The sequence below is a fragment of the Pseudomonas sp. TE21435 genome, assembly GCF_056279265.1.
The window spans coordinates 3,731,635-3,752,968 of sequence record NZ_JBWBQZ010000001.1; the positions used below are offsets into that span (position 1 = coordinate 3,731,635).

Annotated in this window: 20 protein-coding genes; 9 read left to right on the top strand and 11 right to left on the bottom strand. The window is 64.4% G+C overall.

Annotated elements, in window-relative coordinates:
• Positions 1-8: 8 nt before the first annotated feature.
• The 6 genes from aroB to pilM form a co-directional block, all read right to left on the bottom strand.
• Positions 9-1,106: a 3-dehydroquinate synthase gene (gene aroB / locus ACZ9C1_RS16790; RefSeq protein WP_457378457.1), complete on the bottom strand. Its 1,098-nt coding sequence runs from the start codon at positions 1,104-1,106 to the stop codon at positions 9-11.
• 95 nt (positions 1,107-1,201) lie between these two features.
• Positions 1,202-1,720, bottom strand: a complete 519-nt coding sequence (aroK, locus tag ACZ9C1_RS16795; protein ID WP_038706967.1) for a shikimate kinase AroK — start codon at positions 1,718-1,720, stop codon at positions 1,202-1,204.
• A 4-nt stretch (positions 1,721-1,724) separates the two neighbouring features.
• The gene (locus ACZ9C1_RS16800) at positions 1,725-2,948 is read right to left on the bottom strand and encodes a type IV pilus secretin PilQ (RefSeq protein ID WP_277502236.1); all 1,224 of its coding nucleotides are present in this window, start codon (positions 2,946-2,948) and stop codon (positions 1,725-1,727) included.
• A complete protein-coding gene (locus tag ACZ9C1_RS16805; RefSeq protein ID WP_457378458.1) occupies positions 2,905-3,918 on the bottom strand; it encodes a pilus assembly protein PilP in 1,014 nt (337 codons plus the stop codon). Before ACZ9C1_RS16805 ends, ACZ9C1_RS16800 begins: the two co-directional genes overlap by 44 nt.
• Complete coding sequence (locus ACZ9C1_RS16810; RefSeq protein ID WP_277502238.1) at positions 3,915-4,454, bottom strand: PilN domain-containing protein; 540 nt, start codon at positions 4,452-4,454, stop codon at positions 3,915-3,917. The genes ACZ9C1_RS16805 and ACZ9C1_RS16810 overlap by 4 nt, the downstream gene beginning before the upstream one ends.
• The gene (pilM, locus tag ACZ9C1_RS16815; RefSeq protein WP_476254183.1) at positions 4,451-5,347 is read right to left on the bottom strand and encodes a type IV pilus biogenesis protein PilM; all 897 of its coding nucleotides are present in this window, start codon (positions 5,345-5,347) and stop codon (positions 4,451-4,453) included. The genes ACZ9C1_RS16810 and pilM overlap by 4 nt, the downstream gene beginning before the upstream one ends.
• Before the next feature lie 169 nt (positions 5,348-5,516).
• On the opposite strand from pilM, the gene ACZ9C1_RS16820 reads away from it, so the two are divergent.
• On the top strand, positions 5,517-7,976 hold the full coding sequence (locus tag ACZ9C1_RS16820; RefSeq protein WP_476254580.1) for a penicillin-binding protein 1A: 2,460 nt from the start codon (positions 5,517-5,519) through the stop codon (positions 7,974-7,976).
• Between the two features lie 149 nt (positions 7,977-8,125).
• Here the strand turns inward: ACZ9C1_RS16820 and ACZ9C1_RS16825 are convergent, their stop codons facing one another.
• From ACZ9C1_RS16825 to rpmE, 3 genes are all read right to left on the bottom strand, one after another.
• A complete protein-coding gene (locus ACZ9C1_RS16825) occupies positions 8,126-9,394 on the bottom strand; it encodes a malic enzyme-like NAD(P)-binding protein (protein ID WP_046853841.1) in 1,269 nt (422 codons plus the stop codon).
• 179 nt (positions 9,395-9,573) lie between these two features.
• Positions 9,574-10,395 carry a thermonuclease family protein gene (locus ACZ9C1_RS16830; protein ID WP_457378460.1) on the bottom strand — a complete coding sequence of 274 codons (822 nt, stop codon included), beginning with the start codon at positions 10,393-10,395 and terminating at the stop codon, positions 9,574-9,576.
• A 2-nt stretch (positions 10,396-10,397) separates the two neighbouring features.
• Positions 10,398-10,613, bottom strand: coding sequence for a 50S ribosomal protein L31 (rpmE, locus tag ACZ9C1_RS16835; protein ID WP_031315083.1), 216 nt, complete (start codon positions 10,611-10,613; stop codon positions 10,398-10,400).
• Between the two features lie 169 nt (positions 10,614-10,782).
• On the opposite strand from rpmE, the gene ACZ9C1_RS16840 reads away from it, so the two are divergent.
• The 3 genes from ACZ9C1_RS16840 (at position 10,783) to ACZ9C1_RS16850 (ending at position 15,575) form a co-directional block, all read left to right on the top strand.
• Complete coding sequence (locus tag ACZ9C1_RS16840; protein ID WP_476254184.1) at positions 10,783-13,002, top strand: primosomal protein N'; 2,220 nt, start codon at positions 10,783-10,785, stop codon at positions 13,000-13,002.
• A 133-nt stretch (positions 13,003-13,135) separates the two neighbouring features.
• Positions 13,136-14,872, top strand: coding sequence for an arginine--tRNA ligase (gene argS, locus ACZ9C1_RS16845; protein ID WP_277502241.1), 1,737 nt, complete (start codon positions 13,136-13,138; stop codon positions 14,870-14,872).
• A gap of 1 nt (position 14,873) precedes the next feature.
• The gene (locus ACZ9C1_RS16850) at positions 14,874-15,575 is read left to right on the top strand and encodes an SPOR domain-containing protein (RefSeq protein ID WP_102681779.1); all 702 of its coding nucleotides are present in this window, start codon (positions 14,874-14,876) and stop codon (positions 15,573-15,575) included.
• Between the two features lie 39 nt (positions 15,576-15,614).
• On the opposite strand, the gene ACZ9C1_RS16855 is transcribed toward ACZ9C1_RS16850, so the two are convergent.
• Positions 15,615-16,040: an NINE protein gene (locus tag ACZ9C1_RS16855; protein WP_457378461.1), complete on the bottom strand. Its 426-nt coding sequence runs from the start codon at positions 16,038-16,040 to the stop codon at positions 15,615-15,617.
• A gap of 157 nt (positions 16,041-16,197) precedes the next feature.
• Between ACZ9C1_RS16855 and ACZ9C1_RS16860 the strand changes: the two genes are divergently transcribed.
• Positions 16,198-16,845, top strand: coding sequence for a C40 family peptidase (locus tag ACZ9C1_RS16860; RefSeq protein ID WP_102681781.1), 648 nt, complete (start codon positions 16,198-16,200; stop codon positions 16,843-16,845).
• 50 nt (positions 16,846-16,895) lie between these two features.
• Here the strand turns inward: ACZ9C1_RS16860 and ACZ9C1_RS16865 are convergent, their stop codons facing one another.
• The gene (locus tag ACZ9C1_RS16865) at positions 16,896-17,888 is read right to left on the bottom strand and encodes a type IV pilus twitching motility protein PilT (RefSeq protein WP_476254185.1); all 993 of its coding nucleotides are present in this window, start codon (positions 17,886-17,888) and stop codon (positions 16,896-16,898) included.
• 65 nt (positions 17,889-17,953) lie between these two features.
• Between ACZ9C1_RS16865 and ACZ9C1_RS16870 the strand changes: the two genes are divergently transcribed.
• The 4 genes from ACZ9C1_RS16870 (at position 17,954) to metX (ending at position 21,327) form a co-directional block, all read left to right on the top strand.
• Entirely contained in the window at positions 17,954-18,640 is a 687-nt protein-coding gene (locus ACZ9C1_RS16870; RefSeq protein ID WP_110697357.1) for a YggS family pyridoxal phosphate-dependent enzyme, read from the top strand.
• A gap of 39 nt (positions 18,641-18,679) precedes the next feature.
• The gene (proC, locus tag ACZ9C1_RS16875; protein WP_277502244.1) at positions 18,680-19,498 is read left to right on the top strand and encodes a pyrroline-5-carboxylate reductase; all 819 of its coding nucleotides are present in this window, start codon (positions 18,680-18,682) and stop codon (positions 19,496-19,498) included.
• A gap of 10 nt (positions 19,499-19,508) precedes the next feature.
• A complete protein-coding gene (locus ACZ9C1_RS16880) occupies positions 19,509-20,099 on the top strand; it encodes a YggT family protein (protein WP_023630880.1) in 591 nt (196 codons plus the stop codon).
• A gap of 88 nt (positions 20,100-20,187) precedes the next feature.
• Positions 20,188-21,327 (top strand): homoserine O-succinyltransferase MetX, encoded by a 1,140-nt coding sequence (gene metX / locus ACZ9C1_RS16885; RefSeq protein WP_476254186.1) that lies wholly within the window; start codon positions 20,188-20,190, stop codon positions 21,325-21,327.
• Positions 21,328-21,334: the final 7 nt, after the last annotated feature.

Here is a 21,334-nt window from a genome sequence, read left to right on the forward strand (position 1 = left end):
TCACAACCTCAAAGCTGGGCCACGATCGCGCGGTAATCCGCCGCCAGCGTGGCCTGAAGAATCTCTGTCGAATAGTCGTCGGTGACGACGGCCTCGCCCAGCTGGCGCAGCAGCACCAGGCGCAGGCGCCCGTCGAGCACTTTCTTGTCGACCGCCATGTGCTCCATGAAATGCGCCGGGGTCATTTCCTGTGGTGGCACCACCGGCAATCCTGCGTCCTGCAGCAGGCGAATTCCGCGATCACGCGCCGGCTGGTCGATCCAGCCCAGGCGCATGGACATTTCCAGGGCCATGACCGTGCCGGCCGCCACGGCTTCGCCGTGCAGCCAGACGCCATAACCCATGTGTGTTTCGATGGCATGGCCGAAGGTGTGGCCAAGGTTGAGCGTGGCACGCACGCCCGATTCGCGCTCATCAGCACCAACCACGGCGGCCTTGGCCGCGCAGGAGCGACGGATGGCCTCGGTCAGGGCGACGGAGTCCAGGGCACGTAGCGCCTGCATATTGTCCTCGAGCCAGGCGAGGAATGGCTTGTCGCAGATCAGGCCGTACTTGATGACTTCGGCGAGACCGGCGGACAACTCACGCGCAGGCAAGGTTTTCAGGCTGGTAGTGTCGATCAGCACTGCGTTGGGCTGGTAGAAGGCACCGACCATGTTCTTGCCCAGCGGGTGGTTGATGCCGGTCTTGCCGCCCACCGAGGAGTCCACCTGGGACAGCAGCGTGGTGGGCACCTGGATGAAGTCGACCCCACGCTGGTAGCAGGCCGCGGCAAAGCCGGCCATGTCACCGATCACGCCGCCACCGAGGGCGACCACGGTGGTGCGCCGGTCATGACGCGCGGTCAGCAGGGCATCGAAGATCAGTTGCAGGGTTTCCCAGTTCTTGTGGGCCTCGCCGTCGGGCAACACCACTGGCAGCACCGAGTAGGCACCCAGGGTCTTGCTCAGGCGTTCGAGGTACAGGGGCGCGACGGTCGCGTTGGAGACGATGGCGACCTGCCGGCCGGCAATATGCGGCGCCAGCAGCTCGGGCTGGTCAAGCAGGCCTTCGCCAATGTAGATCGGGTAGCTACGCTCGCCCAGGTCGACCTTAAGTGTCTGCATGTATCCCCACAATGTACTTGGGCGCGGTGGCGCTGTGGCCCCACGCGGTGACGTTCAACCCCGTCTCGGCGTTGGTCGCCGAGGATAGACCCCGCTCAGCGGGGCGGCAACTTCTGCAGACGCTCGAGAATGTCGAGCACGACCATGCGCGGTGGCCGTTCGTCGGTTTCCACCACCAGGTCGGCAATCTCGCGATAGAGCGGGTCGCGTGTTTCAAGCAGGGCACGCAAGGTGGCTTCCGGATTGGCGGTGCGCAACAGCGGTCGGTTGCGGTCACGGGAGGTGCGCCCCACTTGCTGCTCCACCGAGGCATGCAGGTAGATCACCCGGCCACCGGCATGCAGCGCGGCACGGTTGGCGTCGCGCATCACTGCGCCGCCACCGGTCGCCAGAACCACACCATCAAGCGCGCAGAGTTCGGCGATCATCGCCTGCTCGCGGTCGCGAAAGCCCGGCTCGCCTTCCTTGTCGAAGATCCACGGTATGTTGGCGCCGGTTCGCAGCTCGATTTCCTTGTCGGAATCCTTGAACAGCAGGCGCAGCTCTTTGGCCAACAGGCGCCCGATGGTGCTTTTTCCAGCGCCCATGGGCCCTACAAGTATCAAATTTCGCACAGAATCAACGACTCACAGCAATCGCCTGGTCACTCATGATACGCGGAGTCAGGAAGACCAGCAGCTCGGATTTTTTCTCTTGTAATGCATCGCGTCGAAACAGCCGCCCAACATACGGCAGATCACCGAAAAATGGCACCTTGTCGACCACTTTGTTCTGCGACGTCGAGTACACGCCACCAATCACAATGGTCTGCCCATCGGCCACCCGGACCTTCGCCGTGACCTCGTTCTTGCGGATCGGCGGCACATCGTTCAGCGCATTGATGAAGTCGGGCTCGTCCTTGGTCACACGCACATCCATCACTACCTTGCCATCCGGGGTGATCTGCGGCGTCACCTCCAGCGACAGGGAGGCCTCGCGAAAGGAAATGGAAGTGGCGCCACTGCGGGTGGTCTCCTGATACGGCACTTCGGTGCCCTTGAGTATGCGCGCGGTTTCCTTGTCGGCCGTGACCACCTTGGGCTGGGAGATGACCTCGCCATTGCCGCTCTTCTCCATGGCGCTGAGCTCCAGGTCCAGCAGAATGTCGCTGCGCAGCAACCCCACGCCGAGCCCGGCATTGGCCCGCTCGACCCCAAGGTCGACGAACAGGTCGCTACCCAGGCGACTGTCCACCCCATACAACGGGCCACCCCATCGCACGCCCAGCACCTTCTCGTAATCGACGCTGGCCTCGACGATACGCGCCTCGATCATGACCTGGCGCACCGGCACATCCAGTTGCGTCACCAGCCTGCGCAGCTCGGCAAGCCGTTCGCCAGGCTGGGTGACCACCAGCGTGTTGGTCCGCGCATCCACACTGAGGCTGCCGCGCCCCGTCAGAATGCCGTCATCGGCCAGGCTCGCCAGCAACAGCTCCGCCAGCTCGGTGGCCTTGGCATGAAAGACCGGGATCAGTTCACGCCGCAAGGGCTCCAGCAACACCTCCTCGCCCATGCCCCGGGCCTGCCCGGCCAGTTCCGCAACGGGGGCGATCAGCAGCACATTGCCCTCCTGGCGCCTACCCAGCCCCTTGCTGCGCAGCACCAGGTCGAGCGCCTGCCCCCAGGGCACGTCCTCCAGGCGCAGGGTTATCCGTCCCTGCACCGAATCACTGGCAACCAGGTTGACGCCGGCGTGCTCGGCCATGACCTTAAGCACCGAGCGCAGCTCGACATCCTGGAAGTTGAGCGACATCGGCTCACCCTGAAGCTCCGCTGCCTGCACCGCCAGGATGCTCAACATCAACCCCACGCCGCTCAACCATCGTCTCGGCCTCATCCCTGACCTCTCCCTGCTCACGTTCTACAAGCACCAGATACCTGGAACGCGCCTGCCAACGCCCGCCAAGGTAGATCTGCTCGCGGACCTCCAGCCGATCGGCATCGATTGCCACCACGACCCCTTCATCCAACCCGAGCCGGTCACCTTGACCGACCCGATACACGTGCCCCGCCGAACGCAACAATGCCTGCCGGCGCCCTGACTGGGACAGGCTTCCGACCATTTCCAGTCGCGCCAAGGGAATATGCCGCAGCTCTTTACCCTGTGTGGCGGGCAACCAGGCCTGAAATGGGTCGAACGTGGCCTTCGACTGAGCAGCCTGGGCAGGTTCATCCGCCAAGGCAGCCGGCACGGGAAGCTCTTCCCCTGGGTGATAGGCATGTATCAGCAACCGTGCGCCAACCACCCCTGTGCCCTCTTCCTGCAAGGCCAACCTGAGATGGGGCACGTTCAGCAAACGCAACTGCTGTAGCCACTGCTCAAGCCATAAGCGCAACGCCGGGTAGCGCCCGTGCACGCTGATATCCAGAGGCTGCAGACGGTACCCTGCTGCCTGCAGCGCTTCGTTTACCTCGATGCGTTCGAACGACAGGCCATGCTCATGGCCCGACAAGGCCAACTGGTCAAGCAGTTCACTCATGCCCTCGCCCGCAGCCAGTCGCCATCGCAACGCTTGCAGACCCATCCTGGCTTGTTCCAGAGCCTGCTGCGCTCGCTCCAGCTCGACAAGTTTTCCCGCCCCATCCTCCAGGACGCCCTGTAGCTGCAACTGTCTCTGGACTGCCTCGGCATGCCTATTGAGCGGCTCACGCAGGCGGGCGAAATAACCCACAAAAGCCACCAGAAACAGCAACCCTGCTGCCACCATCCACCGGAACAACCGGGACCGGGCCGCCAGGCCCTGCCAATCCTGGGCCCACAGGCGGTTCATGACTCACCCGCCAACAAGCGCGCCGCCAGCAGGAATTCATCGCCCTGGCCATGACGCCGCAAGTGAACAAGCTGCAGGTCCCGTACCATCGCTACCTGCTCCAAGCCGCGCATAAGCCGGGCCACCACTGAAGCAGAGGCTGCCAATCCGGCAAGGCGCAGATGCCCGTCCTCCACACCCACCTCGGTCAAGCGCGCGCCTTCTGGCATTGCCTGCTCCAATGCGAGAAACAGCCCAGGCAACTGCGCTCGCGCTGCGTCCAGCGCAGACACCGCCGCTTGCTCGGCCGACAACGCATCCCGTGTTTCACGCAACTGGTCGATCTGCCGCAGCGAAGCGTCCAACCGCTCAACGGCCGCCTGCTGCGTGGCGACAACTTGCGCCTGTCTGGCCAGACGCGACCGCGCCGTTCGATCGAGCAACATGACCCCGCACAGCGCCACCACCAGCGTGGCGACCAGGGTGATCTGGAATCGCCGCACAACGCTTGCCCGGCGCTGTTCGCGCCAGGGCATCAGATTCAGTCGTCCTTTCATGCCAGGCCTCCCATTGCCAAGCCACAGACCAAGGCCATGGCGGCAGCGGGCACGCTGGCTTCATCGAATTCGCCGGCCAGAGGCCCCGGGCGGCCGACATGGCATTTCACGCCCAGACGCTCGGACAGCTCTGCTGCCCGAACCTCATCGGCGGCGGCCCCGAACAACACAACTTGCTCCAACGCGCCCTGGGCACCCGACTGCCAGAGCCCCTCGACAGCCTCGGCCCAACGCGCCACAGAGGGCACGACACAGCGCTGCCGATGCGGTATGTGGCCTCCCTGCCAACGATGCAGGACTACCTCGTCCCGCTCCAACTGCAGCAGCGCCGTGACGCTTGCCTGCGCCTCGGCCACCAATGCCCGGCGCAACGCAAAGCTGTCCACCTCCACAGCTACCAACTGCAGGCTGGCTTGCGCGAACACGCGCTCCAGTGGGTCGAGCTGACTTTGCCTACAGGCCACCACCAACACCTCGACCTGCCCGGCATCCTCCGCGCATGGGCCATACACCTGGAAATCCAGGGCAAGGTCTTCCACAGGAAAGGGAAACAGCTGCTCGGCCCGTGCAAGCAAGGCGGCTTCGACGCCATGGCCGGGCAACCCTGCAGGCAGGCGGCAAACCTTGCAGATGACCTGCGATGCCGGCAACGCCAGGGCGACCCGGGACTGCGAAGTCCGACACCTGGCATGTGCCTGTCGCAGTCCCGCGACCAGGCACTCCACCTCGTCACGCCCCAATGAACTGCCTGGCGCGTCACCAAGGCGCTCTTGCGCCCAACCCATCACCCGACAACCGCCACGCTGGCGGCGCAGGTGCAGCATCCGTACGGCGTCGGAGGCGATTTCCACCCCCAGCAGTGAACCGGCGTCCCTGCCAAAGCGTCCAAGCATGGCTGTTCCTTCCTGGTCATTGGCTGCCTGCCCCCTTGCGGCGCAGGCGGTCGTCCCTCTCCCCGGGCGGTCACCCGACGGGGCGAAAAATGCTTATAATGGCCAGCGTTTTTCCTGTCCGCCGGCCCTGCGCGCAATCCACTCTCAACCTGGACACCCAAAAGCCTTGATACGCCTGCTGAAGTTCTTCTGGTGGTCTCTCGTCGCCGTCATCTGCGCGCTCGTTCTCGGTGTGAGCGGTGCGTTTCTGTATCTTAGCCCCAGCCTGCCCTCGGTCGACGCGCTCAGAAGCGTCCAGTTGCAAATCCCCCTGAGGGTCTACAGTAGCGACGGCAAGCTGATCGCCGAGTTCGGCGAGATGCGGCGCTCGCCGATCAAGTTCCAGGAAATTCCCCCACAGTTCATCCAGGCGCTTCTGTCCGCTGAGGACGACAATTTCCTCAACCACTATGGCGTCGACCCTAGCAGCCTGATGCGCGCGGCCTCGCAGTTGGTCAAGTCCGGGCACATCCAGAGCGGCGGCAGCACCATCACCATGCAGGTGGCGAAGAACTTCTTCCTCACCAGCGAACGCAGCTTCTCGCGCAAGACCAACGAGATTCTCCTGGCCCTGCAGATCGAGCGGGAATTGACCAAGGACGAAATTCTCGAGCTGTACGTCAACAAGATCTACCTGGGCAACCGTGCCTACGGCATCGACGCCGCGGCACAGGTGTACTACGGCAAGTCGATTCGCGACGTCAGCCTGGCGCAAATGGCCATGATCGCCGGCCTGCCCAAGGCACCCTCGCGCTTCAACCCGCTGGCCAACCCGGTACGCGCCAAGGAGCGCCGCGACTGGATCCTCGGGCGCATGTACAAACTCGGCAAGATCGATGAAGCCAGCTACCAGGCCGCCCTGGCTGAACCGCTGAATGCCAGCTACCACGTACCGACCCCGGAAGTGAATGCGCCGTACGTCGCCGAGATGGCCCGGGCCGAGATGGTCGGTCGCTACGGCAGCGACGCCTATACCGAAGGCTTCCGGGTCACCACCACGGTGCCGAGCGACATGCAGCAGATGGCCAACAGCGCGGTCCTCAACGGCCTCAGCGAGTACGACGAACGCCACGGCTACCGCGGCCCCGAAGCGCGCTTCCCTGGCAAGACGCGTGCGGCCTGGCTGCAGGAGCTGAGCAAGCAACGCACCCTGGGTGGCCTGGAGCCCGCCATCGTCACCCAGGTCGAGAAGACCGGGTTGAAGGTGATGACCCGTGGCGGCCTGGAGGAAAACGTCGCCTGGGACACCATGAAATGGGCCCGCCCTTACCTCAACAGCAACTCGCAGGGGCGCTCGCCGCAATCAGCGGCCGATGTGGCCCAGGTCGGCGACCTGGTGCGCCTGCAACGCCAGGAGGATGGCAAGCTCAAGTTCAGCCAGGTTCCTGCCGCCCAGAGCGCGCTGGTCACCCTCGACCCTTACAACGGCGCCATCCGTGCGCTGGTCGGCGGTTTCTCCTTCGAGCAGAGCAACTACAACCGCGCCATGCAGGCCAAGCGCCAGCCAGGCTCGAGCTTCAAGCCTTTCGTCTATAGCGCCGCCCTGGACAACGGCTACACCGCCGCCAGCCTGGTCAACGATGCTCCGATCGTGTTCGTCGACGAGTACCTGGACAAGGTCTGGCGCCCGAAGAACGACACCAACACCTTCCTCGGCCCGATCCGCATGCGCGAAGCGCTGTACAAGTCGCGCAACCTCGTATCGATCCGCCTGTTGCAGGCGATGGGCGTGGATCGCACCATCGACTACATCGCCAAGTTCGGCTTCAACAAACAGGACCTGCCGCGCAACCTGTCGCTGGCACTGGGCACCGCGACACTCACGCCGATGGAGATCGCCACCGGCTGGAGCACCTTCGCCAACGGCGGCTACAAGATCAGCCCGTACCTTATCGAGCGTGTCGAGAGCCGCAACGGCGAAATCCTGTTCACCGCCAACCCGCCACGCGTACCGCAGGGCAGCCAGGACCAGGCCGGCCTCGCCGCACCTGAGGCACCCATCAGCACCGCCCCGATGCCAGGCGAAGCGCTGTCGGCCGCAGGCCAGCTCACCCCGCCCCCCCAAGTGCCTCAGGCGCCCGCCGTTGCCGAGCAGATCATCGATGGCCGCACCTCGTACATTCTCACCACCATGCTGCAGGACGTGATCAAGCGCGGTACCGGCCGCCGAGCTCTGGCCCTTGGCCGCTCGGACCTGGCGGGCAAGACCGGCACCACCAACGAGTCCAAGGACGCCTGGTTCTCCGGCTACAACGCTGACTATGTCACTACCGTGTGGGTCGGCTTCGACCAGCCGGAAACCCTGGGGCGCCGCGAATACGGCGGCACCGTGGCCCTGCCGATCTGGATGAGCTTCATGGGCGCCGCGCTCAAGGGCATGCCCGAGCACCCACCTGCCGAACCCGAAGGCATCCTCAGCCTGCGCGTCGACCCAATCAGCGGCCGCGCCGCTACACCGAGCACGCCGAACGCCTACTTCGAACTGTTCAAGGCCGAGGACTCGCCACCGTCGGCGGACGAACTGGGCAACGGCGCAGCTCCGGGCAGCCCGCTGCCGGCAGATGAAGCAGCGCCGATGGATCTGTTCTGATCCATCGACCCTTCGCGGGGCAAGCCCGCCCCCACGCACGAACGTAGGCAGGTGCTTGTGGGAACGGACAGGTCTCGCGATGTTTTCCGCGCCCCACAAAAAGCCCCGACTCTTGCGAGCCGGGGCTTTTTCATGACGCTACGACTGGATCAGCCGTTGAACACGTCATCCACGCTCTTGAGCGGGTAGTGCTTCGGATACGGCAGAGTGGCCACACCGGACTCGATGGCGGCCTTGGCCACGGCATCGGAAACCACGGTGATCAGGCGAGCGTCCAGCGGCTTCGGAATGATGTACTCACGGCCGAACTCCAGGGCTTGCACACCATAGGCTTCGCAGACTTCCTTCGGCACCGGCAGCTTGGCCAGGTCCTTCAGGGCGATGGCGGCAGCGATCTTCATCTCTTCGTTGATACGCTTGGCGCGAACGTCCAGGGCACCACGGAAGATGAACGGGAAGCCCAGTACGTTGTTGACCTGGTTCGGGTAGTCGGAACGACCGGTGGCCATGATCACGTCGCTGCGGGTAGCGTGAGCCAGCTCCGGGGCGATTTCCGGGTCCGGGTTCGAGCAGGCGAACACGATCGGGTTGGCGGCCATCGACTTCAGGCCTTCGGCGCTCAGCAGGTTCGGGCCGGACAAGCCGACGAACACGTCTGCGCCGTCCAGGGCATCAGCCAGGGTGCGCTTGTCGGTGGCGTGGGCGAACTGGGCCTTGTACTGGTTCAGGTCGTCGCGGCCAGCGTGGATCACGCCGCTGCGGTCGATCATGAAGATGTTCTCGACCTTGGCACCCATGCTCACCAGCAGTTTCATGCAGGAGATGGCCGCGGCACCGGCGCCCAGGCAGACGATCTTGGCGTCTTCGAGCTTCTTGCCGGCGATTTCCAGGGCGTTGATCATGCCGGCCGCGGTAACGATCGCGGTGCCGTGCTGGTCATCGTGGAAGACCGGAATGTCGCACTGCTCGATCAGCGTGCGCTCGATCTCGAAGCACTCAGGTGCCTTGATGTCTTCCAGGTTGATGCCGCCGAAGGTGATGGAGATGCGGCGAACGGTGTCGATGAAGGCTTGCGGGCTCTCCGACTCGACTTCGATATCGAACACGTCGATACCGGCGAAACGCTTGAACAGAACACCCTTGCCTTCCATGACCGGCTTGGAGGCCAGCGGGCCGAGATCACCCAGACCGAGGATGGCGGTGCCATCGGAGATCACCGCAACCAGGTTGCCCTTGCCGGTGTACTTGTAGGCCAGCTCCGGATCACGGCCGATCTCGCGCACAGGCTCGGCGACACCCGGGCTGTAGGCCAGGGCGAGGTCACGGGCGGTGGCGGTTGGCTTGGAGAGCTCGACGCTCAGTTTCCCCGGACGAGGCTGAGCGTGGTATTCGAGAGCGGCGGTTTTCAGGTCTGACATGATGGGCATTCCGCTATTTACTGTTCTGACGGACCGCCGAGGATACGCAAAGAGCCGGGGGGCGACAAGACTGCCCGGTCACTATGTGTCAAGGCCTTTGGCCTACGACTTTACGCTATAACCCACGGGGCTTACGGGAGCCAGTGTGTACAATCCAATAGCAAAATGTCTACAACTATTTAGCCAGAAACAAGCGCCAACATGCTCGGATCGGTCAATGGCAACAGCCAGCGTCGCTGCCCAGGCTTGAGCCCGCCCTTGCGGGAACGATCCAGCACCCAGCCACGCGCCTCGACCTGGCGTCCCTTGAGGTTAGCGAAGAAGCTGGCGGGGAAGTGGCGCTGCAGACGAGCGGGAACCTGCAGGACCACGTTCTCGTCAAGCTCCAGCCAGATGCCGCTGCGATTACGCTCGATCCCGTTGATCCTGCCGCCGACTACTGCGAATCCGGATTGCCGCACATCGCGCCCACGCGTGACCGGTGACTGTCGCCACAGCCCTGCCCTGGCCTTGCGCGCCTGCTGCTCGGCCTGCTGCTGACAACCCGACAGTTGCACGTTGGGTGCAATGGCCACCTGGTAGCCCAGGCCCTCGCTGAGCAGTTGTGCTTCCAGATTGTTGCCAGTGCGGCCATAGATATGCGCCAGGATGCGGCCGTACTTGTCCTTGGGTTCGACGCCCGGCACCAGCCCGACACGGCCATCGCTGGCCTTCACCAGCGCCTGCAGGCGCTTTTTGGCAGCCTCGGCATAAGGTTCGCTGGAGCGCCCCTTGCGGCCGATTTCGGGGGCGTTGATACCGATCAACCGCACGCTGCGCCCATCGCTCAGGCGCAAGGTGTCGCCATCGACCACGTGACGTACCGCCACCGCTTGCACCCTGTCGGGCCTCGGGCAGAAGGCCAGGGCCGGGAAATGCCAGATCGCGGCCACAAAAAAGGCGCCCACAAGGGGCGCCTTCTTTTGCAACAGCGCGAACCCCGAAGGCTTCGCCATGTGCATGATTACTTCTTGGCACCGAACATGCCGAAGCGATCGGCGAACTTCTGTACGCGGCCGCCGGTGTCCAGGACTTTCTGCTTACCGGTGTAGAACGGGTGGCACAGGTTGCAAACGTCGATCGCCAGGACGCTGCCCATGGTCGAACGAGTTTCAAACTTGTTGCCGCAGCTGCAGGTGACTGCAACTACTTCGTAGTTCGGATGAATATCTGCTTTCATGGTCACTTCCTCGAGCTGCGTGCCGCCACCCAACACCTATTGTTGAATACCGCACGTAATTAGGCGGCGAATAATACCAGAGAGCGGCCGTAGCGCAAGTTGTCGCTTGCACCGACCGTCGTCTGCTAGGCTCGCCTGATTTGTGAAACGCCCTCCAGAGACCTTCCGCGTGTCCGACGTCATTCTGCGCCTTGCCCTGCCCTCGCCCCTGCGTCGCCTGTTCGACTACCGGGCGCCCGCGAGCATGGCGCGCCAGGCACTGACGCCCGGCATGCGCATCCGCGTGCCGTTCGGCCGCCGCGAGATGATCGGGGTGCTGGTAGAAGTCGCCGAGCACAGCGAAGTGCCTGCCGACAAGCTCAAGCCAGCCAGCGCCCTGCTCGACCCTGTCTCAGCCCTGCCGCCGGCATTGTTCAAGCTGTGCCTGTGGACGGCCCAGTACTACCAGCACAGCCTGGGCGACACCCTCAACTGGGCCCTACCCACTCTGCTGCGCCAGGGCGAACCGGCCGAGGCACGCCAGGAACGCTTCTGGCATGTCGCGCCCGGTGCGCGCCTGGAAGACCCCCGCATCGCCCGTGCCCCGCGCCAGCGCGACGCCCTCAAGACCCTGTCGCAGCACCCCCACGGCGTGGCCCACAGCCTGTTGAGCAAGCTTGGCCTGAACAAAGACAGCCTCGACCTGCTGCTGGCCAAGGAGATGGTGGAAGTCGAAGTACGCCGCCACCTGCCGGCCGCGCGCCACGAGCACTGGCTGGCCCAACCGGAACTACCGCTCAACGAAGAACAGCGCGCTGCTTTCGAGGCTGTGCGCTCGGGCTTCGGTGCCTTCCATGCCTACCTGTTGGCCGGCGTCACCGGTAGCGGCAAGACCGAGGTCTACCTGCAGCTGATCCGCGAAACCCTCGAGGCCGGCAAGCAGGCCCTGATCCTGATCCCCGAGATCAATCTCGGCCCGCAGACCCTGCAACGCTTCGAGCAGCGCTTCAACGCGCGCATCGCCCTGCTGCATTCTGCGGTGGGCGATCGCGAGCGCCTGGACGCCTGGCTGGCGGCACGTGATGGCGATGCGGACATCATCATCGGCACCCGTTCGGCGCTGTTCACCCCGATGAAGAACCCGGGCCTGATCATCATCGACGAAGAGCACGACGGCTCCTATAAACAGCAGGAAGGCCTGCGCTACCACGCCCGCGACCTGGCCGTGGTGCGTGCGCACCAGGAGAACATCCCGATCCTGTTGGGCTCGGCCACACCGTCGCTGGAAAGCCTGCACAACGCCCACAGTGGCCGCTACGGCCTGCTGCGCATGAACCAGCGCGCCGGCGGCGCCAAGGCGCCCCGCTTCCTGCGCCTGGACGTACGCAGCCTGCCACTGGACAGCGGCATCAGCGGCCCGTTGCAGCAGGCCATCCGCCAGACACTCGAGGCCGGCCAGCAGGTGCTGGTGTTCCTCAACCGCCGCGGCTTCGCCCCCACATTGCTGTGCCACGACTGCGGCTGGCTCTCCGAATGCCCACGTTGCGATGCGCGCATGACCGTGCACCAGCGCTCCGCCGTGCTGCGCTGCCACCATTGCGGCTACGACGAGCGCCTGCCGCTGCAGTGCCCGCAATGCGCCCACGTCGACCTGCGTCCCGTGGGCGCCGGTACCGAGCGTGCCGAGGAGCGCCTGAAAGTGCTGTTCCCGGACTACCCGATCCTGCGCGTGGACCGCGACAGCACCTCGCGCAAGGACGCCATGCACAACCTGTTCGCCACTATCCAGCGTGGGCAGCCGAGCATCCTGGTCGGCACCCAGATGTTGGCCAAGGGGCATCATTTCCCTCGCGTCACCCTGGTCGCGATCCTCGATGCCGACGGCGGGCTGTTCTCCGGCGACTTTCGCGCCGGCGAACACATGGCCCAGCTGATCGTCCAGGTGGCCGGCAGGGCCGGGCGCGCCGAGGAACCGGGCAAAGTCATCGTGCAGACCCACCTGGCAGACCACCCGTTACTGGTGCAGTTGACCGAACAGGGCTACTTCGCCTTTGCCGAACAGGCCTTGAGCGAGCGCCGTGCGGCCGGACTGCCGCCGTTCGCCCACCTGGCACTGCTGCGCGCCGACGCGCACAAGCCGGGCCAGGCGGAAGGCTTCCTTGACGAAGCCTGCGCCGCTGCCGAGCGCATACTTGCCGAGCAGGGCCTGCACGGCATCGAGTTGCTCGGCCCGGTGCCGGCCCCCATGGAGCGACGGGCGGGCAGATTCCGTGCGCAACTATTGCTCCAAGCCAATGCCCGTGCCCCCCTGCATCGACTGATCAGTGCCTGGTTGCTAGTGTTGGAGCAGATGCCATCGGGGCGGCAAGTGCGCTGGTCGCTGGACGTCGATCCGGTCGACCTTTACTGACTGTTTGAGGTTTGGCGTAGGAGCGGGCTCGCCCCAAAAGGTTGGCAACCCGCCCCCGGCAACGGATAATGCCCAGTTTTTCCACCTGCGCATCGAAGCGCTCCACCGCGCTTGCGGTCGAAAAGAGAACCCCATGAAAGACACCATTCGCCAGCTGATCCAGCAAGCCCTCACCCAACTCGTCGCCGACGGTGTGCTGCCTGAAGGGCTGACGCCGGCGATCCAGGTGGAAAACGCCCGGGACAAGACCCACGGCGATTTCGCCAGCAACATCGCCATGATGCTGGCCAAGCCGGCCGGCATGAAGCCGCGCGACCTGGCCGAGAAGATCATCGCCGCCCTGCCGGCCAGCGCCGACATAAGCAAGGTCGAGATCGCCGGCCCCGGCTTCCTCAATTTCTTCCAGAACACCGAAGCGCTGGCAGGCCGCCTCGACGCTGCCCTGGCCGATGGCCATCTGGGCGTGCGCAAGGCCGGCCCGGCGGAAAAGGTGGTGATCGACATGTCGGCACCGAACCTGGCGAAGGAGATGCACGTCGGCCACCTGCGTTCGACCATCATCGGCGACAGCGTTGCACGGGTACTGGAGTTCCTCGGTGACGACGTCATCCGCCAGAACCACGTGGGTGACTGGGGTACCCAGTTCGGCATGCTCATGGCCTACCTCCAGGAAAACCCGATCACCAGTGACGAGCTGTCGGATCTGGAGAACTTCTACCGCGCGGCGAAGAAACGCTTCGACGAGTCCGAGGAGTTCGCCACCCGCGCCCGCGGGCTGGTGGTCAAGCTGCAGGCCGGTGATCCCGAGTGCCTGGCGCTGTGGACGCGCTTCAAGGACATCTCCCTGTCGCACTGCCAGAAGACCTACGAATTGCTCAACGTCAAGCTGACCATGGCCGACGTGATGGGTGAGAGCGCCTACAACGACGACCTGGCCAACGTGGTCGCCGACCTCAAGGCCAAGGGTCTGCTGGTCGAGGACCAAGGCGCCCAATGCGTGTTCCTCGAAGAGTTCAAGAATGCCGAAGGCGAGCCACTGCCGGTGATCGTGCAGAAGGCCGATGGCGGCTATCTGTACGCCACCACCGACCTGGCCGCCGTGCGCTACCGCAGCAACAAGCTGCAGGCCGACCGCGCCCTGTACTTCGTCGACCAGCGCCAGGCCCTGCACTTCAACCAGGTGTTCGAAGTGGCCCGCCGCGCAGGCTTTGTCGGCCACCCGATGAAGATGGAACACATGGGCTTCGGCACCATGAACGGCGCCGATGGCCGCCCGTTCAAGACCCGCGATGGCGGTACCGTCAAGCTGATCGACCTGCTCACCGAGGCCAAGGACCGCGCCTATGCGCTGGTCAAGGAGAAGAACCCGTCGCTGGCCGAGGACGAGCTGCGCCACATCGGTGAAGTGGTCGGCATCGGCGCGGTGAAGTACGCCGACCTGTCGAAGCACCGCACCAGCGACTACAGCTTCAACTTCGAACTGATGTTGAACTTCGAGGGCAACACCGCGCCGTACCTGCTGTACGCCTACACCCGCGTGGCCGGCGTGTTCCGCAAGCTCGGCAAGGGCTTCGACGAAGTCGATGGCAGCATCGTCCTGCAGGCAGCGCACGAGCAGGACCTGGCCGCGCGCCTGGCGCAGTTCGGCGAAATCCTCAATAACGTCGCCGAAAAAGGCACGCCTCACGTGCTGTGTACCTACCTGTACGACCTCGCCGGCCTGTTCTCCAGCTTCTACGAGAACTGCCCGATCCTTTCTGCCGAAACCGCCGAACAACAGCAAAGCCGCCTGCGCCTGGCTGCCCTGACCGGTCGCACCCTCAAACAGGGCCTGGAGCTGCTTGGCCTGGAAACCCTGGAGCGCATGTAAGTTGGCTGCAAAGAAAAAGCCCGCGCCCAAGCGCGGCGCCAGCCGCCACCAGCCACCCGCCAAGCAGCCGATCCCCGGCTGGGTGTGGCTGGCGGTCGGCCTGACCGTGGGGGCGTTCATCGTCTTCCTGATGAAACTCGAGCCCGGTGGCGCTGATATCAAGCGCACCAAGCCCGAGCAACATAAGCAGGAGAAGGTCGCCGAAGCGAGCAAGACCACCACACCGACGCCCCAGCAACCAGTGAAGCCGAAGTATGACTTCTACACCCTGCTGCCTGAGTCGGAAGTGATCGTGCCGCCCGAGGCCGTGCCGGAGAAAACCCCGCCGGTGCCGGCACAACCGCCCGTGCCAAGCACGCCGGTCACCCCTGCGGAAGCGGCGAAGATCGATACCGCCCGCGCCCAGGCCGCCCTGCTGGGCCAGACACCGCCACCGGCACCACCGGTGATCAAGCCAGCGGCCACGACCCAGTTCTTCCTGCAGGCCGGATCGTTCCGCAAGCAGGCCGATGCCGACAAGGTCCGTGCGCAGATCATCCTGCTTGGCCAGGCGGTCAAGGTTGAGTCAGGCACGGTGAAGGAAGAGACCTGGTACCGCGTGATGGTCGGCCCGTTCAGCAACCGCGAACAGTTGACCGTGGCGCAGAAACAACTGGCCGGGGCAGGTTTCAGCAACCTGCTGCTGCAACAGCGGCGTCAGTAATGAAAAAGGCCTTGCCGCTCGTAGCGACAAGGCCTTTTTTCATACCCGGCGACGCTCGGCGTTGACCTGGGAAATCTGGCTGTTGAGCGTCCAGAAGTCATACAGCACGCCCAACAGGAACAACCCGCCGGTGAACAGGTAGATCAGCGCGCTGATCCACTTACCCTGATACAGCCGATGCACGCCGAAGATGCCGAGGAAGGTCAGGAGTATCCACGCCAGGTTGTAGTCCACGCCGCCCGACTCGAAACGCATGTCGGCCTCACGGTCCATCGACGGGATCAGGAACAGGTCGATCAGCCAGCCGATGCCCAGCAGGCCCAGGGTGAAGAACCAGAGGGTTCCGGTGATCGGCTTGCCGTAGTAGAAGCGGTGCGAGCCGGTGAAGCCGAAGATCCACAGCAGGTAGCCGAGAACTTTGCTATGGGTGTCGTGCGAGGGGGTACCCTGTTGATAACCATTCATTCGAAGCCCTCGTGGGATAGCCGAAAATTTTCTAAGGAAAAATGTGACTTTTTCGTTTTGACCCGACATATGGTACGTGCTTGAGCGACCAACGGATCAGAATCTGATCAAAAAGCTGTTATAAAGTTGCGCGCCAACACTTATAAGAGCTTCATCTATGCCACCTTTTATCAAGACATGGCTGACCCTCTGCCTTTTGTTACCCCTGGCCGCCCACGCCACCAACCGTGAGCAACGACTTCCCAGCGGATTCACCGGCTATACGACCAACGCCGATGCCACGGTGAAACGCACCCCGATCCAGTATCGCAGCAGTTCCGTGCGCGCTCGCCCGGCCAACGCCGCCAAGCAGCAACAAGCTGTGGGCATGCAGGCCGTGGCCATGTCACCCAAACAGAGCAGCGAAGTGCTCAGCCGCGCCGTGAACGTACTGGGTACGCCCTATCGCTGGGGCGGCAGCAGCCCGAAGAAGGGCTTCGATTGCAGCGGCCTGGTCAAGTACGCGTTCAACGATGTGGCCGATGTCGACCTGCCGCGCACCTCCAACGCGATGGCTCAGGGCCAGGGCGTCAAGGTGGCCAAGAGCGATCTCAAGCCGGGCGACCTGATCTTCTTCAACATCAAGAGTCGCCGGGTCAATCACGTAGCCATCTACCTGGGCAACGATCGCTTCATCCACGCGCCACGCACTGGCAAGCGGGTGAGTATCGACAGCCTGGAAAAACCCTATTGGCAAAAGCACTACGTGGTCGCCAAGCGCGTCCTGCCCAAAAACCAGCAGACGCTGGCCCTGGCCAAGCGCTAGACCGTCAATCGCGGACTTGCTCCGCGATTGCGCCCCAGCATGCAGCAGTGCTAATCAACCAGCCCTTTCTGCCTGAGCGCCTGCATCGCCCCTTCCATCGTCCGCATTCCCAGCGCCGCACCCGCCTGCATCACCGACTGCAGCTGTGCCATGCCCCCCTCGCGAATCAGGTTGCGCACCGCCGGCGTCGCTATCAGCACCTCCCGTGCCGCGACCCTGCCGCCGCCCACCCGTCTGACCAGCACCTGAGCCACCACCAGGCGCAGTGATTCGGCCAGCATCATGCGCACCAGCGGCTTCTCCTCGGCCGCGAACACCTCCACCAGCCGGTCGATGCTGCTCACCGCCGAGCGGGTGTGCACCGTTGCCAGCACCAGGTGCCCGGTTTCTGCCGCGCGCAACGCCAGACGGATACTCTCCAGATCACGCAACTCACCCACCATGATCACATCCGGGTCCTGGCGCAGGGCACTGCGCAGCCCTTGGGCGAAGTCACGGCTGTGCACGCCGATCTCCCGCTGATTGACCAGGCAAGCCTGGCCGCTGTGGATAAATTCGATAGGGTCTTCAAGGGTGATGACCTGTAACGCGCGTTCGCGATTGATCTGATCGAGCAGCGCCGCCAGGGTGCTGGACTTGCCGCTACCCGTCGGCCCGCCCACCAGCACCAGGCCATCCCGGCATTGCGCAACGACTTGATACACATCGTTCAGCTCAAGTTCATCGAGGCTGGGAACCCGCGCCGGGATCAGCCGCACGCTTGCGCCCAGCCCATTGCGCTGGCGGAACAGGTTCAAGCGCAGGCGGCCCACGCCGGGCAAGCTCAGCGCCAGGTCCAGTTCATCACCGCTCAGCCATTGCCGCCGCTGCCGGTCATCGAGCAGGCCGGCCATTCCCTGCTCCAGAGCTGCGCAGGTCAGCACCGGCACCGCCAGGCGCTGCAGCTCGCCATCCATGCGCAGCAACGGCGGCTCGCCCACGGCCAGGTGCAGGTCGCTGGCGCCCGCGGCCACGGCCCGGGCCAGCAGGTCGGTCACATCCATGAGACTCCCCAACGGCGATCAAGCAGGTAGAATGCCGCAGACCCCAAAGCCGTCGGCGACGAACCATGTCCACCCTAGCAGACAATATTTCCGTCATTGCCCGCCGCATCGACAGCGCGGCCCGGGCCGCCGGGCGTGACCCGGCCAGCGTGCAGCTGCTGGCGGTGAGCAAGACCAAGCCCGCCAGCGCCATCCGCGAGGCTCATGCCGCTGGCCTGTGCCACATGGGTGAGAACTACCTTCAGGAAGCCCTGACAAAACAACAGGCGCTTTCCGACCTGCCCTTGATCTGGCACTTCATCGGCCCCATTCAGTCGAACAAGACCAAGGCCATCGCCGAGCACTTCGACTGGGTACATTCCGTGGACCGCCTGAAGATTGCCCAACGCCTCTCGGAGCAGCGCCCCGCCGAGCTGCCACCGCTGAACATCTGCCTGCAGGTGAATGTCAGCGGCGAGGCCAGCAAGTCCGGTTGCTCGCCCGCCGAACTGCCAGCCCTGGCCCAGGCCGTGAACGTCCTGCCCGGCCTTCGCCTGCGCGGGTTGATGGCGATCCCGGAACCTACCGAGGACCGCGCCGAGCAAGAGGCCGCTTTCGCCACGCTGCGTGAACTGCAGGCCCAGCTCGGCCTCGGCCTTGACACCCTGTCCATGGGCATGAGCCATGACCTGGAAGCCGCCATCGCCCAAGGCGCGACTTGGGTCCGCATCGGTACCGCCTTGTTCGGCGCGCGCGACTACGGCCAGGCCTGATTCCATGCTTAACTCACTCTTCCCCCACAAGGACCCGACATGAGCAAGACTCGTATTGCCTTTATCGGCGCCGGCAACATGGCCGCCAGCCTGATCGGCGGCCTGCGCGCCCAGGGCCTGGACACCGCACTGATTCGCGCCAGCGACCCAGGTGCCGAAACCCGCGCACGCATCACGGCCGAGCACGGCATCGAAGCCTTTGAAGACAACGCCCAGGCTATCGATGGCGTGGACGTGATCGTCCTGGCAGTCAAACCGCAAGTCATGAAAGCGGTCTGCGAAACACTGAAGCCGAACCTGAAACCGGGCCAACTGGTGGTTTCCATTGCCGCCGGCATCACCTGCGCCAGCCTGCAGGCCTGGCTGGGCGCGATCCCTCTGGTACGCTGCATGCCGAACACCCCGGCGCTGCTGCGTCAGGGTGTCAGCGGCTTGTACGCAACCCGGGAAGTCTCCATGGAACAACGCCGCCAGGCCGAACAGCTGCTGTCAGCCGTGGGCACCGCCCTGTGGCTGGAGCACGAACAGCAACTGGACGCCGTCACAGCCGTCTCCGGTAGTGGCCCGGCGTATTTCTTCCTGCTGATCGAAGCCATGACCGCTGCCGGCGAAAAACTCGGCCTGCCGCGCGAGACCGCCTCGCAACTGACCCTGCAGACCGCCCTGGGCGCCGCCCGCATGGCGGTTTCCAGCGACGTCGACGCCGCCGAGCTGCGTCGCCGCGTGACCTCGCCGGCCGGCACCACGGAAGCGGCGATCAAATCGTTCCAGGCCAACGGCTTCGAGGCCATCGTCGAAAAGGCCCTGCAGGCCGCGGCGAAGCGCTCGGCCGAGCTGGCCGAGAAACTGGGCAAATAAGGAGCTTTTGATGAATGCACTGTCCGGCGCCGCGATCTTCGTGGTGCAAACCCTGGTCAGCCTGTACCTGGTGATCGTCCTGCTGCGTTTCGTGCTGCAGCTGGTCAAGGCCGACTTCTACAACCCGCTGAGCCAGTTCGCCGTGCGCGCCACCCAGCCACTGCTCAAGCCGCTGCGCCGCGTGGTCCCCAGCATCGCTGGCCTGGATACCTCCTCGCTGCTGCTGTCGATCATCATCCAGGCGCTGTTGATGGCCTTCGTGCTGATGGTCACCTACGGCACCTTCGGCGACGTCCTGCACCTGCTGATGTGGTCGATCCTGGGCATCACCTCGCTGTTCCTGAAGATCTTCTGGGTGGCGATGATCGTCATGGTGATCGTCTCCTGGGTCGCGCCGAACAGCCACAACCCGGCTGCAGAACTGGCCTACCAGATCAGCGAACCGGTGCTGGCGCCGTTCCGCCGCCTGGTGCCGAACCTCGGCGGCATGGACATCTCGCCGATCTTCGCCTTCATCGCCATCCAGGTGATCCAGTCGTTCCTCATGCCCCAGCTGGCGGCCTACGCCGGTATGCCGCAAGAGCTGTGGCGGATGATCTGACCGACCCTGCATCCAGCGGCAAGCCTTTGCTTGCCGCTGGGGGTAGCGCTCTTTAGACTTACGCCTCCGTCAAGCGTGAGCAGGGTCGATGTCCACTGTCCTTCCCGAAGATTCCGTCGGTCTGGTAACACCGCAGATCGCCCGGTTCGATGAACCGCTGGCCCTGGCCTGTGGCCGCGCCCTGGCCTCGTACGAGCTGATCTACGAAACCTATGGCACCCTCAACAGCAGCGCCAGCAATGCCGTGCTGATCTGCCATGCGCTGTCCGGCCACCATCATGCCGCTGGCTACCATGCCGCCACCGACCGCAAGCCGGGCTGGTGGGACAGCTGCATCGGCCCCGGCAAGCCGATCGACACCAACCGCTTCTTCGTGGTCAGCCTGAACAACCTCGGCGGTTGCAATGGCAGCACCGGCCCCAGCAGCCTCAACCCGGCCACCGGCAAGCCCTACGGCGCCGATTTCCCGGTACTGACCGTGGAAGACTGGGTGCACAGCCAGGCGCGCCTGGCCGATCGCCTGGGGATCCATACCTGGGCCGCCATCGTCGGCGGCAGCCTGGGTGGCATGCAGGCGCTGCAATGGACCATCACCTACCCGGATCGGGTGCGCCATTGCGTGGACATCGCCTCGGCGCCCAAGCTGTCGGCGCAGAACATCGCCTTCAACGAAGTGGCGCGCCAGGCCATCCTCACCGACCCCGAGTTCCACGGCGGCTCGTTCCAGGACCAGGGCGTGATCCCCAAGCGCGGCCTGATGCTGGCGCGCATGGTCGGCCACATCACCTACCTGTCCGACGACTCGATGGGCGAGAAGTTCGGCCGCGAGCTCAAGAGCGACAAGCTCAACTACGACTTCCACAGCGTCGAATTCCAGGTCGAGAGCTACCTGCGCTACCAGGGCGAGGAGTTCTCCGGGCGCTTCGACGCCAACACCTACCTGCTGATGACCAAGGCACTGGACTATTACGACCCGGCCGCCGCCCACGGCGGTGACCTGGCGGCGACCCTGGCACATGTGACGGCGGACTACTGCATCATGTCGTTCACCACCGACTGGCGCTTCTCGCCGGCCCGTTCGCGGGAGATCGTCGACGCCCTGATGGCCGCGCGCAAGAACGTCTGCTACCTGGACATCGACTCGCCTTTTGGCCACGACGCCTTCCTCATCCCGACCCCCCGCTACATGCAGGGTTTCGCCAACTACATGAACCGCATCGCCGTCTGAGGACCCC

What these genes read in the sequence shown, in the direction of transcription:
- ACZ9C1_RS16865 (WP_476254185.1), bottom strand. Translation starts at nt 17,888, where the DNA reads ATGGATGTGACCGACCTGCTGGCCCGGGCCGTGGCCGCGGGCGCCAGC.
- ACZ9C1_RS16810 (WP_277502238.1), bottom strand. Translation starts at nt 4,454, where the DNA reads ATGAAAGGACGACTGAATCTGATGCCCTGGCGCGAACAGCGCCGGGCA.
- pilM (WP_476254183.1), bottom strand. Translation starts at nt 5,347, where the DNA reads ATGCTTGGACGCTTTGGCAGGGACGCCGGTTCACTGCTGGGGGTGGAA.
- ACZ9C1_RS16830 (WP_457378460.1), bottom strand. Translation starts at nt 10,395, where the DNA reads ATGCACATGGCGAAGCCTTCGGGGTTCGCGCTGTTGCAAAAGAAGGCG.
- proC (WP_277502244.1), top strand. Translation starts at nt 18,680, where the DNA reads ATGAGCAAGACTCGTATTGCCTTTATCGGCGCCGGCAACATGGCCGCC.
- ACZ9C1_RS16805 (WP_457378458.1), bottom strand. Translation starts at nt 3,918, where the DNA reads ATGAACCGCCTGTGGGCCCAGGATTGGCAGGGCCTGGCGGCCCGGTCC.
- metX (WP_476254186.1), top strand. Translation starts at nt 20,188, where the DNA reads ATGTCCACTGTCCTTCCCGAAGATTCCGTCGGTCTGGTAACACCGCAG.
- rpmE (WP_031315083.1), bottom strand. Translation starts at nt 10,613, where the DNA reads ATGAAAGCAGATATTCATCCGAACTACGAAGTAGTTGCAGTCACCTGC.
- aroB (WP_457378457.1), bottom strand. Translation starts at nt 1,106, where the DNA reads ATGCAGACACTTAAGGTCGACCTGGGCGAGCGTAGCTACCCGATCTAC.
- ACZ9C1_RS16880 (WP_023630880.1), top strand. Translation starts at nt 19,509, where the DNA reads ATGAATGCACTGTCCGGCGCCGCGATCTTCGTGGTGCAAACCCTGGTC.
- ACZ9C1_RS16825 (WP_046853841.1), bottom strand. Translation starts at nt 9,394, where the DNA reads ATGTCAGACCTGAAAACCGCCGCTCTCGAATACCACGCTCAGCCTCGT.
- ACZ9C1_RS16800 (WP_277502236.1), bottom strand. Translation starts at nt 2,948, where the DNA reads ATGTTGAGCATCCTGGCGGTGCAGGCAGCGGAGCTTCAGGGTGAGCCG.
- argS (WP_277502241.1), top strand. Translation starts at nt 13,136, where the DNA reads ATGAAAGACACCATTCGCCAGCTGATCCAGCAAGCCCTCACCCAACTC.
- ACZ9C1_RS16860 (WP_102681781.1), top strand. Translation starts at nt 16,198, where the DNA reads ATGCCACCTTTTATCAAGACATGGCTGACCCTCTGCCTTTTGTTACCC.
- ACZ9C1_RS16870 (WP_110697357.1), top strand. Translation starts at nt 17,954, where the DNA reads ATGTCCACCCTAGCAGACAATATTTCCGTCATTGCCCGCCGCATCGAC.
- ACZ9C1_RS16855 (WP_457378461.1), bottom strand. Translation starts at nt 16,040, where the DNA reads ATGAATGGTTATCAACAGGGTACCCCCTCGCACGACACCCATAGCAAA.